This is a genomic window from Rufibacter sp. DG15C, from assembly GCF_001577755.1.
Lineage (GTDB): Bacteria > Bacteroidota > Bacteroidia > Cytophagales > Hymenobacteraceae > Nibribacter.
Map to the genome: position 1 here is coordinate 3,549,800 of NZ_CP010776.1, position 14,777 is coordinate 3,564,576.

Annotated in this window: 11 protein-coding genes; 8 read left to right on the top strand and 3 right to left on the bottom strand. The window is 47.3% G+C overall.

The window, feature by feature from the left end:
* Positions 1-53 precede the first annotated feature (53 nt).
* On the bottom strand, positions 54-413 hold the full coding sequence (locus TH61_RS15215; protein ID WP_066511200.1) for a hypothetical protein: 360 nt from the start codon (positions 411-413) through the stop codon (positions 54-56).
* A 126-nt stretch (positions 414-539) separates the two neighbouring features.
* Here TH61_RS15215 and TH61_RS15220 point away from each other — a divergent pair, with 126 nt between their 5' ends.
* Positions 540-1,025 (top strand): hypothetical protein, encoded by a 486-nt coding sequence (locus TH61_RS15220; protein ID WP_066511201.1) that lies wholly within the window; start codon positions 540-542, stop codon positions 1,023-1,025.
* A gap of 124 nt (positions 1,026-1,149) precedes the next feature.
* Here the strand turns inward: TH61_RS15220 and TH61_RS15225 are convergent, their stop codons facing one another.
* The gene (locus TH61_RS15225; protein ID WP_066511207.1) at positions 1,150-3,342 is read right to left on the bottom strand and encodes a glutamine synthetase III; all 2,193 of its coding nucleotides are present in this window, start codon (positions 3,340-3,342) and stop codon (positions 1,150-1,152) included.
* A 237-nt stretch (positions 3,343-3,579) separates the two neighbouring features.
* Between TH61_RS15225 and TH61_RS15230 the strand changes: the two genes are divergently transcribed.
* From TH61_RS15230 to TH61_RS15245, 4 genes are all read left to right on the top strand, one after another.
* Positions 3,580-5,424: an LTA synthase family protein gene (locus TH61_RS15230; RefSeq protein WP_157600734.1), complete on the top strand. Its 1,845-nt coding sequence runs from the start codon at positions 3,580-3,582 to the stop codon at positions 5,422-5,424.
* A 102-nt stretch (positions 5,425-5,526) separates the two neighbouring features.
* The gene (mtaB, locus tag TH61_RS15235; protein ID WP_066511215.1) at positions 5,527-6,846 is read left to right on the top strand and encodes a tRNA (N(6)-L-threonylcarbamoyladenosine(37)-C(2))-methylthiotransferase MtaB; all 1,320 of its coding nucleotides are present in this window, start codon (positions 5,527-5,529) and stop codon (positions 6,844-6,846) included.
* Positions 6,847-6,978: 132 nt separating this feature from the next.
* Positions 6,979-7,467 carry a hypothetical protein gene (locus TH61_RS15240; protein ID WP_071887859.1) on the top strand — a complete coding sequence of 163 codons (489 nt, stop codon included), beginning with the start codon at positions 6,979-6,981 and terminating at the stop codon, positions 7,465-7,467.
* Positions 7,457-7,657, top strand: coding sequence for a helix-turn-helix transcriptional regulator (locus TH61_RS15245; protein ID WP_066511216.1), 201 nt, complete (start codon positions 7,457-7,459; stop codon positions 7,655-7,657). The genes TH61_RS15240 and TH61_RS15245 overlap by 11 nt, the downstream gene beginning before the upstream one ends.
* A 92-nt stretch (positions 7,658-7,749) precedes the next feature.
* On the opposite strand, the gene TH61_RS15250 is transcribed toward TH61_RS15245, so the two are convergent.
* Positions 7,750-8,793 carry a bile acid:sodium symporter family protein gene (locus TH61_RS15250; RefSeq protein WP_157600735.1) on the bottom strand — a complete coding sequence of 348 codons (1,044 nt, stop codon included), beginning with the start codon at positions 8,791-8,793 and terminating at the stop codon, positions 7,750-7,752.
* Positions 8,794-9,298: 505 nt separating this feature from the next.
* Between TH61_RS15250 and TH61_RS15260 the strand changes: the two genes are divergently transcribed.
* From TH61_RS15260 to TH61_RS15265, 3 genes are all read left to right on the top strand, one after another.
* Entirely contained in the window at positions 9,299-11,734 is a 2,436-nt protein-coding gene (locus tag TH61_RS15260) for a TonB-dependent receptor domain-containing protein (RefSeq protein WP_066511219.1), read from the top strand.
* 291 nt (positions 11,735-12,025) lie between these two features.
* The gene (locus TH61_RS18180; protein ID WP_157600736.1) at positions 12,026-12,181 is read left to right on the top strand and encodes a hypothetical protein; all 156 of its coding nucleotides are present in this window, start codon (positions 12,026-12,028) and stop codon (positions 12,179-12,181) included.
* Positions 12,182-12,250: 69 nt separating this feature from the next.
* Complete coding sequence (locus TH61_RS15265; protein WP_066511221.1) at positions 12,251-14,674, top strand: outer membrane beta-barrel protein; 2,424 nt, start codon at positions 12,251-12,253, stop codon at positions 14,672-14,674.
* The last annotated feature ends 103 nt before the right edge of the window (positions 14,675-14,777 follow it).

The following is a 14,777-nucleotide window of genomic DNA, read 5'->3' on the forward strand; positions in this document are numbered from 1 at the left end:
TTCAGCGTACAATTTGTAAAATTAACATCATTTTCTGAGACCGGCGCACGCTTTTAGGATAAGTCCAGAGGGTTCACCTTACCAGGAGCCTCAGGGTCTGCCTCATCGTCCAATTTCCCTAATTCCTTCTTTATCCTGTTTTGCACCTCGTCGTCCTCCAAGGCGGTTTTCTGGTCTAACTGGTACATGTCTAAAGGATATTTCTTAGCCATCTCATGCAGAAAAAAGATGTAGGTGTCTATTTTATTGATGGCCTCAGACACAAACTGGCTTCCCCGGTCTACCTCCTCAGCTAAGCCTTGCTTCAAATCTTCGGCCTGCCGTATCTCTGCTTGTATATAATAGGCTGGATTGGTCCCTTTGGTCATTTCATTCACCAAACGTTCCTTAAATTCTTCTTGCTCTAGTTCCATGGTACAACTACCTCCTTCCTTCTCTCCTTGTATTTACGCTGGAAGGAAGGATTGGTAGTAACCTTAAGCACAAACAAAAGGAGGCTTTAGCCGTACAAAAAGGCGATTCTTTAAATTCTATGTACCATGTCACTGCCTTTCCTTAAAAAAAGCCACGCCCATGCTGCCCGTTTATTGCATGAAGCAGGCCTCAGCGTAAGTCAAATTCCGCAGGCCATTCAAGTAGCCAAAGATACTGTTGAAACTTGGGTGAACCGTGAAGTCGCCAAAGGGCACGCCACGCAAGCCTTTGAGATTTTAAAAGGTCAGGTACAGGAGAAAGGGCACAAAATCCTATTTGAGCAGTTACGTGAGCTAGTGCTAGTGCGGTTGATGATCCATTTAGGGCTGAAAAGTGTTTTGGCCAGTTCCATTGCTACGCTGCTTCTTCCGTTTGTCATGAAACGCATGCTAGATATTTTAGCCAGAAACCCAGAAGTAAGTGCTTGGTGGGCCAACCTCAATTTACGGCAGCACCTTCCTTCTACTGAAGAAATCAAAGCTAAGATTGAAACTGTCACAAACGCTTTGACTAACAAAAGCTCCAAAGAGGATATAGCCCTAACACAATAGCGACTCGTTTTTGGCCTGTTTCCTGAGAATTAGCCTAAAAACGACCTAAACTTGATTTCAAAAAATACAAACAAGAAAGGCGCCCCAATTGGAGCGCCTTTCTTGTTTGTATAAATAAAGTCTCTTAGTGAGAGAACATCATTTCTCTGTACTTCACTAGTGGCCATTGCTCATCGTCTACAATCAGTTCTAGCTTGTCTACGCTGTAGCGGATGGTGTCAAAGAAAGTGGTTACTTCTTCACAGTATCTGATGGACCGCTCACGGGTATCTTCTACCTTGTTCAACTCCTTACGGCGCTCAATCATCTGATCCACGTTAGACTTAATGGTGGTCAAGTGCTTAGAGATGGATTTGATGGTGTCTACCGTCGTTTGAGTGTACTGCTCTTCTTCCAAGCCAATTTCGCGCAAACCTTTGATGTTCTGCACCAGCTTGGTTTGATAGGCAACCGCTGTTGGAATCACGTGGTTCAAGGCCAAATCGCCCATTACTCTGGATTCAATCTGCACACGCTTCAAGTAATCTTCTAGAAGGATGTCATGACGAGCATGCAACTCTCGCTCATTGAAGATACCATGCTTGGTGAACAAGGAGATGGCTTGCTCATCAACCAATTTATCCAAGGCCTGCGGCGTGGTTCTGATGTTGCTCAAGCCTCTGCGCTCTGCTTCCTCTTCCCACTCTTTAGAGTAACCGTTTCCTTCAAACCGTATGGCTTTAGAAGAAATTACATACTCACGCAATACGTCAATGATGGCTACTTCTTTCTTCTTGCCTTGTTCCATCAACGCATCCACGCTGTTTCTGAAGTCAATCAACTGATCCGCTACAATGGCGTTCAACACCGTCATGGCGTTGGCGCAGTTAGCAGAAGAACCAACCGCTCTAAACTCAAACTTGTTACCGGTAAAGGCAAACGGCGAAGTACGGTTACGGTCAGTGTTGTCCAATAAGATTTCTGGGATTTTGTCAATGCCCAGCTTCATGTACACGTTATCGCCTTTGTCTAAAGGCAATTTGGCGGTGCGCTCCAGTTCGTCTAAAACTTCTGAAAGCTTAGTACCAATGAACACAGACATGATGGCCGGTGGTGCCTCATTGGCGCCCAGGCGGTGGTCATTGCTGGCCGAGGCGATGCTGGCGCGCAACAAGTCTGCGTAGCGGTGCACGGCTTTGATGGTAGTGATGAAGAAAGTCAGGAATTGAAGGTTCTCCTTTGGTCGGCGGCCCGGGCCTAAAAGGTTCACGCCAGTGTCTGTGCTCATAGCCCAGTTGTTGTGCTTACCGCTGCCGTTTACGCCTTTGAATGGCTTCTCATGCAACAATACTTTAAAGTGGTGCTTCTCGGCTACGCGATCCATGATGTCCATCAACAGTTGGTTGTGATCCACGGCCAAGTTCGCCTCCTCATAGGTTGGCGCGCACTCAAACTGATTAGGAGCTACCTCGTTGTGGCGGGTGCGCAATGGTATGCCTAGTTTGTGGGCTTCGGCTTCAAACTCTACCATAAAGGCATGCACTCTAGATGGAATGGCACCAAAGTAATGGTCTTCTAACTGCTGTCCTTTGGCCGGGGCATGTCCAAATACGGTACGGCCAGTCATGACTAAGTCAGGGCGGGCGTCATACAAGGCACGGTCTACCAAAAAGTATTCCTGCTCAATACCCAAGGTGGTAGTCACGCGGGTAACGTCCTTGTCAAAATACTGGCAAACATCTAAAGCGGCTCGCTCTACCAGGTCTAAGCTCTTTAACAATGGCGCTTTAAAGTCAAGAGCCTCACCGGTGTAAGAAACAAAGATGGTGGGAATACAAAGGGTACGGGCACCGGCGTTTTCAATGATGAAAGCTGGTGAAGTTGGATCCCAGGCGGTATAGCCACGGGCCTCAAAGGTATTTCTAATGCCGCCGCTCGGGAAAGAAGAAGCGTCAGGCTCCTGCTGCACCAAGGCATTTCCTTTAAATGTTTCTAACGCGCGTCCGTCAGAGCTAATGTCAAAGAAAGAGTCATGCTTCTCAGCGGTTTCTCCGGTTAAGGGCTGGAACCAGTGGGTATAGTGAGTCGCGCCTTTGCTCATGGCCCATGTACGCATGGCAGCTGCCACGGCATCTGCCAGGTTACGGTCAACCTTGCTCCCAGATTTAATGGCGTATTGCAGCCTTTTGAAATAGTCACCAGACAGATACGAGCGCATGGCATCAATGCCAAATACGTTACTGCCATAATAATCAGAGATTTTGTGGGCAGGCAGTTGAACTTCAACCGCTTTCCGCTGATTCACTAACTCTAAAGCTTTAAACCGAAGGATAGCCATGTGCTCTTAATGTTGTTGGTTAAGGAATGATGTAAAATTACACCTCCATACGGACATCGCAAACAAATGACTATATTTTTTAGGGTTGTTTTCTGATATTACCATACAAATTACATGATACCCCCCCTATATCTTATGGTGGTTTTTTATTTTAGAACTTAAATTTTTAAAACACCCCCTTATTTTCAACACCCATCCCTCCTTTAAAGGAGTATCAATTACCAGTATATTTGTGCTGTGAAACGAATCTTGTACAGAACCCTTTCCTACCTAGCCTTTTGGACCCTTCTATTTCAAGTAGCCAGGGCTATTTTTTTAGGCTATCACTCTTCTAAAACCGGAACGCTTGACTTTATAGAAGCACTCAAGGTGTTTGGTTATGGCTTTAGGATGGATATTTCCTTTGCCGCCTACTTAAGTGCTCTACCATTCCTGGTCTTTTTAATGGAAGTGGCCTTTAGAAAAGCGGTTTGGCTGAAAGTAATTAGGGTGTACACGTATGTTCTCATCCCGTTGGTGCTGCTCTTGACCACCATGGACCTGGAATTGTATGCGGCCTGGGGTTTTCGGTTGGATGCAACCCCGTTGCAATACCTTAATACGCCCGCCGAAATGATAGCCTCTGCCGGGTCTGCGCCGGTGGGTTTGTTGGTGGTTCAATATATATTATTTGCCATTGTTGCTATTTGGGCCTTTAAAAAACTGAGCCAAACCTGGGAACGCAGTCCACATCATAAACAAAAGCTGCTGTTAGAGTTGGGGGCTAGCGTATTTCTAGTGGCAGTCCTTATACTCCCTATTAGAGGTGGTTGGCAGCAGATCCCCTTAAACCAGAGTGACGTCTACTTTTCTCAGAACATGTTCGCAAACCATGCGGGCGTGAACGTGCCCTGGAACGTGATGCAGTCCTTGCTTCGCAAAAGCTACGACACCAAAAACCCTTATGAATACCTAGACGGCAAGAAGGCCGATGCCTTGGTGCAGGAGCTTTATACGCCTAAAAGCGATACTATCCCTTCGCTTCTCAGAACAAAAAAGCCCAACGTACTCTTTATTATAGTAGAGAGCTACACTGCTAAGCTGATTGGCGCCCTTGGTGGCCCGCCCGACGTGACGCCCAACCTGAACGCCTTGGCCAAAGAGGGAATCTTATTCTCTAATATATATGCCTCCGGAGATAGAAGTGAAAAGGGCATGGTGGCCCTGCTGAGCGGCTACCCGGTGCAAACCACCACTTCCATCATCAAGACCCCCAAGAAAACGGAGCGCCTGCCGCAGTTGGCCTCAGACTTAAAGAAGGAAGGCTATTTTACCAATTATTATTATGGAGGCGAATTGGCATTTGCTAATATCAAATCCTTTCTGGTTAACGGGGGCTATGACAAGCTGATTGATAAAAGCGATTTTCCGGCAGAGTCTTACAACTCTAAATGGGGCGCCCATGACCATATCCTCTTAGACCGAGTGCAGAAGGATTTAAAAACCATGAAATCACCGTTCCTGATGACAGTCTTCACCTTGAGCAGCCACGAACCCTACGAGGTGCCCATGCCCGCAAAGTTCAAAGGCCAGGATGAGGAGACCCAGTTCAAGAACGCTTTCCATTACACAGACTGGGCATTGGGCAGGTTCTTTACGGAGGCAAAAAAGCAGGCCTGGTGGCAGAACACCTTGGTAGTCATTGTAGCGGATCACGGCCACTTGTTTCCGGGCCGGGATGCCAATGACGCGCCCAGCAAATTCAAAATCCCGTTAATGCTGCTGGGTGGGGCCCTGGCGGTAAAAGACACTGTTATTTCTACCATTGGGTCCCAGACAGACTTGGTACCGACGCTCTTGCAACAAATGGGATTGCCTACACACCACTATGCCTGGAGCAAGAACCTGCTGGACGCCAAGGCCACTCCTTTTGCCTTCTATGTGTTTAATGACGGCTTCGGGATGGTGACGGCAGACGGGGCGCTTACTTTTGACAACGTGTCCAAAAAGCCCATTCAACGGGACAGCGCAGTGACAGACAAACAAGTAGAGCAAGGCAAGGCCTACATGCAAACCAGCTTTAACGACTTCCTGAAAAAGTAGAACCCGGAACCTTTTTCTCATTTTTGGCCTGATTTCAAGAAAAGAGGCTAAAAACGGACATTGGGCATTTGCCTTGAATCTCCGTATCTTTGCCCCCTGATTATGAAAAAGGTAGCATTTTATACACTGGGCTGTAAACTGAATTTTTCTGAGACCTCTACCCTGTCCAGAATCTTTCAGGAGCGTGGTTTTGAGAAGGTGGAGTTCACGGACACTCCAGATATCTATGTCATCAACACCTGCTCTGTCACAGACAACGCAGACAAGAAGTGCCGTAAGGTGGTCAAGGAAGCGCTCAAGCATTCGCCAAATGCCTTCGTCACTATTGTGGGTTGCTACGCCCAGTTAAAACCTGCTGAGATTTCTGAAATACCGGGCGTGGATGCCGTTTTGGGCGCCGCCGAAAAATTCCAGCTGGTGGACATCCTGGAGGGCTTTGTGAAAACCGGCAAGCCCCAGGTGCACGCCAGCGCCGTCTCTGAGGCCAATACCTTTGTCAATGCCTACTCCTTTGGGGACCGGACGCGCACCTTTTTGAAAGTACAAGACGGCTGCGATTACTCCTGCACGTTCTGCACCATTCCGCAGGCCCGTGGCAAAAGCCGAAGCAACACCATTGAGAAAGTAGTCCAGGAGGCTAAAGAGATTGGTGCTTCTGGCGTGAAAGAAATTGTCTTAACGGGCGTGAACACCGGCGACTTCGGGTTGCAGGACGGCGTGCGCGTAGAGAACTTCTTCCAGTTGGTACAGGCCTTGGATCAAGTGGAGAATGTGAACCGCTTCCGGATCTCGTCCATTGAGCCTAACTTGTTAAGTGAGGACATCATCAACTTTGTAGCCAACTCCAACCGGTTCATGCCGCACTTCCACGTACCCTTGCAGTCGGGGAGCAACAAGATTTTGAAGTTGATGCGCCGCCGCTACCTGCGCGAGTTGTATGCCCAGCGAGTGGACTGGATCAAGACGTCCATGCCCCATGCCTGTATTGGAGTGGATGTGATTGTGGGCTTCCCCGGGGAGACCGAAGAAGATTTCCTGGAGACCTACAACTTCCTGAACGACCTCAATATCTCTTACCTGCATGTGTTCCCCTATTCAGAGCGCGCCAACACGTCGGCCATAGAGTTGCCGGGCGTGGTGCCGCAGAAAACCAGGAACCAGCGCGCCGACATGCTCCGGATTTTGTCAGAGAAAAAGAAACGCGCCTTCTATGAAAGCCAGATTGGCTATGAGGGCAAGGTTCTGTTTGAGGCAGACATCACGGATGGCTACATGGAAGGCTTCACCGAAAACTACGTGCGCGTGGTAGCCAAATACGATCCAGTCATGGTGAATGAAGAAAAACACGTGCGTTTGACCAACATCACCGCTGCCGGGCTCATGGAAGCCGAAGAAACCTTTGCCGAATTTTTAGCGCATTAAAGAGCCTTGACTATAAAAAGCCCCGCTTTCTACATTAGACGGCGGGGCTTTTTTATGCTTTAAAATAAAATGTAAAGTTTATTTGTCATTTGTAAACTATTCTTTACATTTGACAAGCAAACTTTACATGTCATGAAAACACGTTATCTCTTTCCGCACCGGTTTAAGAAACTTGGGTGGGTTTTGTTGATTCCTTCGTTGCTCCTTGGGCTGCTGCTTACCAATGAGGTTATTTCCTTCCCTTGGTTAGAGATGAAAGTTTTTGCGCTGTATGACCCGGCCATGCTGGGTGAGAAAACAGGCACTAAAGAAGCGTTTGAAATGATTGAGAACAACTTGGCAGACGAGATCATAGCCTGCCTGCTCATTGTCAGTACCCTCTTAGTGGCTTGCTCAGAAGTGAAAGAAGAAGACGAATTCATAGGCAAACTAAGGTTGGAGTCCTTGCTATGGGCCACGTATGTGAACGCCGCCTTTTTAATCTTCTGCCTCTTCTTTATCTATGGGCTGGGCTTTTACCAAGTCATGGTCTACAACCTGTTCACGCTCATGCTTCTATTTTTGGTGAGGTTCCAAGTGGTGCTATACAAGGCCTCTAAATTACCCGCGTATGAAGAATAACGTGCGTACTGAACGGGTGGCGCTTAAATTGACCCAAGAGGATTTGGCCAAAAAGATTGGCGTCAGTAGGCAGACCATCAATGCCATGGAGACCAACCGGTACATCCCCTCCACCGTGTTGGCCTTAAAGGTGGCTCAAGTGTTGAGCAAGAAAGTGGAAGAGCTGTTCAGCTTGGAGGACACCGACTAAACCAAGTTTCTGGGAAGCTTTTGTTCCTTATTTATGCTAAGATTGAAAAAGCCGATTTTGGCCTGTTTCAACCAAAACAGGCCAAAATCGGCTTATGCTTTATTGGGGGTCAGAACATTGTTATTTTGCCTAGCCAACCGTTGCGCTAAAATGCTGGCAATAACTAGTTGGAGCGCGTGGTACAGCATTAAGGGAAGCAGGATGATCCCCAAGGAGGCCGCGCCAGGAAAAATCACCTTAGACATGACGGTGCCGTGCACCAGTGATTTTTTAGATCCACAGAATACAGCGGTGATGGTATTCTCGCGGTGAAAGCCCAGCAATCTGCTTAACCCTTGCAACAAGCCAAACACCACAAAAAACAAGGAGACCATCGCCAAGCCCAGCAAGATCAAGTGCCAGGTACTTAGGCTTTCAAACAGGTTTTGCGCAAAGGAATCGCAGAAGCTGGAATAGACAATAAGGAGGATGATGCTTTGATCAAACAGCTTGAGCCGGGCTTTGTGCTTCTCAGCGAAGGCCCCAAATCGATGATGCAGCAAAATGCCTACCGTTACGGGCAATACCACCTGAAGCAGTAATTTCAGAATAATCTGGGTGAGGTCCATTTCGCCGGCAGCGCTGGTGCTCATGAACAGGCTCATCCAAAACGGTGTCATAAACACCCCAATCAAGCTGGAGATACTGGCGTTGAAAATGGCGCTGGGAATGTTTCCGCCGGCAATGGACACCATTACCACCGAGGAGGATACCGTGGAAGGCAACGCCGCCACGTAAAATATGCCTACCCATAGCATAGGATTCTCAATGTCGGGGAATAGCAAATAAGCAGCGTAGACGATCAACGGAAACAACAAGAAGGTACCGGCCTGCACCACCAGATGGAGGCGCCAGTCCTTTAAACCTGCCCTCAGTTTAGTAGGGCTCAACCTTAGGCCGTAAAAAAAGAAGATCAGGGAGACGCCGTACGTGGTAATCTCTCCTATGGGCAAGGGCCCTTCTTCAGCTCCCAAATCTGGATGTAGATACGCCAGGAAAATGGCCAAGAGTATCCCAATCAAAAAACCGTCCAATCCTATTTTCTTCAAAAAAGAAGTCTTGATAATTGGCGCTTGTTCTGGTACGGATTGAGGCATGGTGAAAGGTGTATGAGTGACTCTCCTATCGGCAAAGATGCAGGACAGTCGGCATTTAACAAATCCAAGTGGTCAGCAGGCGCATGGTTTAGTGTTTGTTTTCAAGATGGTTTTGCAAGGCACGCTTTGTCTCCTTCGTTTTTGGCCTATTTCCTGGAAAATAGCCCAAAAACGAAAACACTTCTTCTTTTAGACTCTTACTGCTAAGGCCTATCTGCAAGGTGAGGTACTGTACTAAATCGGGCAGCAGATGTTCAAGAATGAACAAATTAAAATTATGTCACAATCTATTTCTACTGGAAATCAGCCAGTTAGATATCCGGCATCCCTTTGGCAACAGTTTTGATAAGGCATGACCAACTTGTAAGAAGGTTGTAGACCTCTTATGGCATGGCTCGGTTAAAAAAACATGGTCAAGCAACCAAAGCGTCTATGTCTTCATCTATGGGTTATCTGCGGAGCACCATTTAACAATTCGTCACCCTTTCCATTATTGCCCAATCCTATGAAAAACATCTTCTCATTTCTCTTTTCATTTCTGTTCTTCTCCCTGTCCCTTGCTGTACACGCCCAAACACCTGGCTCTTTAACGGGTCTGGTGAAAGATGAAAAAGGCGAACCCTTGAGTTACGGGACCATCGCTTTGCTTAAAAACCCAGGTGCCACGGTCGTAAATGGGGCGGGAATTGAAGTGGATGGCTCGTTTAAGTTGCCCTCGCCAGCGGCTGGTACCTATGTGCTTAGGCTAAGTGTGATGGGGTTCCAAACTTTGGAGACAGCTCCCTTCACTGTGTCGGAGGTGGGTTTTACCAAGAACTTCGGGACCCTAGTGGTGAAATCAGATGCCAAGCAATTGAATGAGGTGACAGTGGAGGCCATGCGCCCAACAATTATTAACCACCCAGATAAAATGGTAGTGAGCGTTGAGGGAACGGCCATGGCCGCCGGTAGCACCGCCCTAGAAGTGCTGGCAAAAAGCCCAGGCGTGTGGGTGGACCAGGATGGTAACATTCAGTTGAATGGCAAAGCCGGCGTGAAAGTGATGATTGACGGGAAGTTAACCTACCTATCTGGAAAACAATTACAAACCATGCTGCAAAGCATGCCCGCCGATAATGTAAAAGACCTGGAGATCATCAGTAACCCTTCGTCCAAGTTTGACGCCGAAGGAAACTCGGGCATCATCAATATCAACCTCAAACGGAATACCCAGACTGGGTTTAACGGAAGTGTGTACTCGGGTTACCAATACAACAGAATGCACGGCTACAATGCGGGAGGAAATGTCAATTACAAGGAGAAAAACTGGAGCACGTTTGCCAGCGCAGACATGGCCCGCCGGGTAAACTGGCGCAAGAACACCATGTACCGCGAATTTAATTTTTCGGATACAAAAACCATTTTTGACCAGGAGGGTGATGAAGAGGGCATCAGGGACATTCCCTCCATTAGGTTAGGGGCAGAGGTGGACATTAATCCAAAACACAGCTTAGGAGTCACCTATAACTGGACAAGCCTCACCTTTGACAATTTTTATAATACCAATACCTACCTGATCAGTGAAACTGCGGCCAACAGCCAGTACATTGAAGCACGCAACACCATTGACGGCCGGTACTACAATGGTACCCTCAACGGTCATTATCTATACAAAATAGACACCCTGGGTAGTACCCTCTCCGCAGATATTGACTATGTAACCATCCTGGACCAAGACAATTCAAGATTTTCTAACAGCTATTCTGCAATTGGAGGCGCGCACCCGTACCATCAGGAACACCTTGGCAGCGACAACCCTACCCAGTATTCCATCTACTCTGCCAAGGCAGATTATACCAAGAAGTTCTTAAACAAAACCAAACTGGAGGCAGGCCTAAAAGCCAGCTATGTTGAGTCTGACAATTTGCTGAAGTTCTATACCCAACTAGGCGCCTGGAAAGCCAACAATCCCAACCGCAGCAACCACTTCATCTACAAGGAGAATATTTTTGCCGGGTACCTGAACTACACCATGAGCTTAGGGAAGCAGTGGAGCGTACAAGCGGGCTTGCGGGCTGAACAGACTGTCTCTGAAGGGTACTCGGTGACCTTACAGGAAACCACTCCAAGAGAGTATCTGGACCTCTTCCCTAGCGTATTCCTGCAACAGAAGGTGAATGACAACTACCAAATTACTTACAACTACAGCCGCCGCATTCAGCGACCAAATTATGACAGACTGAATCCGTTTGTCTTTTACCTGGACCCCTTGACATGGGCACAAGGCAACCCGCAACTTCGGCCTCAATACTCCAACTCAGTACAGGTCTCCCAAACCTGGAAGAACACTTACATCCTGACGTTGGGCTACTCTAAAACGACAGATTTTATTGCCGAGATTCCAATACAAAGAAACGAGTCTAATACTACGGTGTTTGGCCCAAGAAACGTGGATGACCATGACTCCTACTTCGGGACGGTGATTGCTCCGATGAAGGTTTCCAACAAATGGGACATGAACAATACGCTAACGACTGGGTATCAGAAGTTCTCCATAGTCCTAGAGGAGGCAAGACAAGAGAATAAACAGTTTTATTACATGGTTAACTCCAACCACAACATTCAACTGCCTTACAAAACCCGTCTGGAACTCAACGCCGGGTACCAAGGTCCTAATGCCTATGGGTTATATAAAATAGATCAGACATGGTGGATAGACGCCGGCGTGAAGCGATCTTTCTTTGAGGACAAATTAGAGGCTTCCCTATCGGTAACTGACATTTTTAAAACCAGAAGAGTGATTGGTTCAGCCAACCTGGGAGAGAATGTCAATAGTTTTGACCAGTACTTCGGGGCCCAGAGCGTAAAACTGAATCTAAGATACCGATTTAACAAAGGCGAAAAATTTGAAATGAAACGCCGCAACACCAACCTAGACGAATTAAACAGAGCTGGTGGCTGATGAAATTTCCCTCACCAAGGACCTTTTTACCCCTGGTGAGGGAAATTATTCTTTAAAGAAACCGTCCATAGTCCTATCTTAATTTTATAGAGTTAGCAGCTTCTTGTTCTTATTTAACTTATTGATTAAGAATATTTTCAGGCCGGTTTTTAATTTAAAAACCACCCTCTACCCACTTTAAAGTGCATTTGTGAAAAATAATTGAAATAAAATGAAACAGTACCTTGCGTTACATAGTACCTTATAATATCTTTGTCTCGACAAGAACTCAAAATACCCACTGCGCCATCTATGAAAAAGAAATCCAACTTCAGAAAACAAGCCACCGAAAGCGTGTATGAAGTCCTTTCGGTGTCTAAGACAATTATGCTCTCCTCTTTGCTGTTGGCTTCCTCAGCCGCGTTGTGCTGGGGCTCTATTGCCGCGGTTGAACTTCTGTGCCCCTAGGCTTTTTTTTTGCCCATGTACCTTGCATAACCAAGTACCTTACACATTTCACATCATATTGCATAATCCATGAAAAAGCTATTACTCCTCTTCTTCTCTCTCATGTCCATGATGGCAACGGCCCATCAAACCCAAGCACAAACAGCCGGCCAGTTGTCTGGCCAAATTGTAGACCACAAAGGTGAGGCCATGAGCTATGGCACCATCACCCTTCTAAAGGCCTCAGACGCTTCTTTGGTGACGGGTGCTGCCGTTGAGGTGACGGGTGACTTTAAAATGAAAACACCGGCCCCAGGCAAATATTTCTTGAGGGTAAGCGCCATTGGCTTTGCCAATACAGACCTGCCAGCTTTTGAGGTAACTGGTCCTACTTTTTCTAAGGACTTCGGGAAGGTAGCCTTGCAGCAAGATGCCAAGGCTTTGAAAGAAGTGGTGGTACAGAGCCTTCGGCCTACCGTAGATGTTCAAGCAGACAAAATGGTGGTAAGCGTTGAGAATACGGCCATGGCGGCGGGCAATACCGCATATGACGTTTTATCCAAAAGCCCTGGCGTTTGGATTGACCAGGACGGTAACATCCAGCTAAACGGTAAGGCGGGCGTACAAGTCATGATTGACGGCAAGCTCACCTATTTAAACGGGAAGCAGTTACAGACCATGTTGCAGGGCATGCCCGCCGAAAACCTCAAAAACCTGGAGATCATTGCCAACCCCTCTGCCAAGTTTGACGCCGAAGGTACCTCGGGCATCATCAATTTGAACCTGAAGAAAAACACCATGACCGGCTTAAACGGGAATGTGTACGGCGGGTATCAATACAACACCAAGCATGGCGCCAACGGCGGTGCCAATGTAAACCTGAAGCAAGGCAAATGGAGCTCTTTTGCCACTGCAGATCTGGCCGAACGTCCTAAGAAAAGAACCTTCACCATGGACCGTGTTTTCAAGCAGGAAGGGGAAGACACCCGTCTCATCATGGCAGGCGGCGAATTTGGGTCTCAGTTTTCTAAATCTCTGCGCGTGGGAACTGACTATGACTTCTCAAATAGCCACAGCATTGGGGGTACGCTTAACCTTTCGCAAAACAAGGCAAATACTGGGGTCAACACCAATACCAGATTTAACCAGGACCTGAGCACCACCCTTACTCATGATAACAGCAAGTTCACCAACGTGAGTGGCAATGCGCATTACCTAGGTAAACTAGACACAGTGGGCACCACGCTTTCAGCAGATATAGATGTGGTAAGGATCACTGACAGAAGCACGGGGGATTTCTTGAACAAGCAATTCCTAGCGGGTAGCACCACCCCTTCTGACCAAGAACTGCTAGAGAACAGCAATCCTACCTCCTATCAGATATACTCAGCCAAGGCAGACTATACCCGCTTGTTCCCGAAAGTGAAAGGCAAATTGGAAATTGGAGCTAAAGCCAGCTATGTGCAGTCAGACAACCAAATTGATTTCTATCAAGTGGAAGGCAATAGCCGCACGCTGGATTTTGGACGCTCAGACCACTTCATATATGATGAGAACATCTACGCCGGGTATGTAAACTTTAGCAGAAACTTAGGCACCAAGTGGACCTTGCAAAGCGGTTTGCGCGCCGAGTACACTGATTCTAAAGGTAATTCCTTGCCTTACGCCAAAGTGACCCCAAGAACGTATCTGGACTTCTTCCCTAGCATCTTCTTGCAGCAGCGGGTTTCTGACAATTACCAAATCAGCTATACCTATAGCCGCCGCATCAACCGCCCACGGTATGAGAACCTGAATCCATTTGTGTTCTATATTGACAACAACACCTTCGCCAAGGGAAACCCGCTTTTGAAGCCAGAGTATACCAACTCTTTTCAAGTGACCCAGACGTTTAAGAAAACCTATAACCTGGTGTTAGGCTACGCGCATACCAAAGATGACATCACCGAAGTTCCTGAGCCGTTCCCCGCTGAGAACAAGTTGATCTTTATGCAACGCAACGTAGAAAGCAAAAACATGAACGCCACCCTGATTCTTCCCATCACGGTCAATCAAAAATGGTCCATCAACAACAACGCCACCTTGGCTTACCAAGAATATAACACTATCATCAAGGAGCAGAACATCAACAACAGCCGCATGATGTTCATGGCCCAAAGCAACTCTAATATCTTGTTGCCGAAAAACTTCAAATTAGAAGCCACAGCCGGCTACCAAGGCGCGGGCGTCTTCAACGTCTATAGAACCAACCCAAGCTGGTTCATGGACTTAGGCATAAAACGCTCTTTCTTGAAAGACCAACTGGATGTGACCTTGAACGTGACGGACATCTTTAGAACCCGCAAAATGCAAGGCTACTCAGACGTGCAGGGCAATACCAACACCATTGACATGTACCACTACAACCAGAGCGTACGCTTAAACCTACGGTACCGCTTTAACAAAGGTGAAAAGTTTGAAATGAAACGCCGCAACACCAATCTGGAGGAGCTGAACCGAGCCGGCGGTAATTAATTTTCTTCTTTTTCTGCGCATCGTCCGTTTTTTGCCTATTTTCACGACAAAACCACAAAAACGGACTTAGGAAAACCACAGATGAATCTGTCTCCGTTCTAAG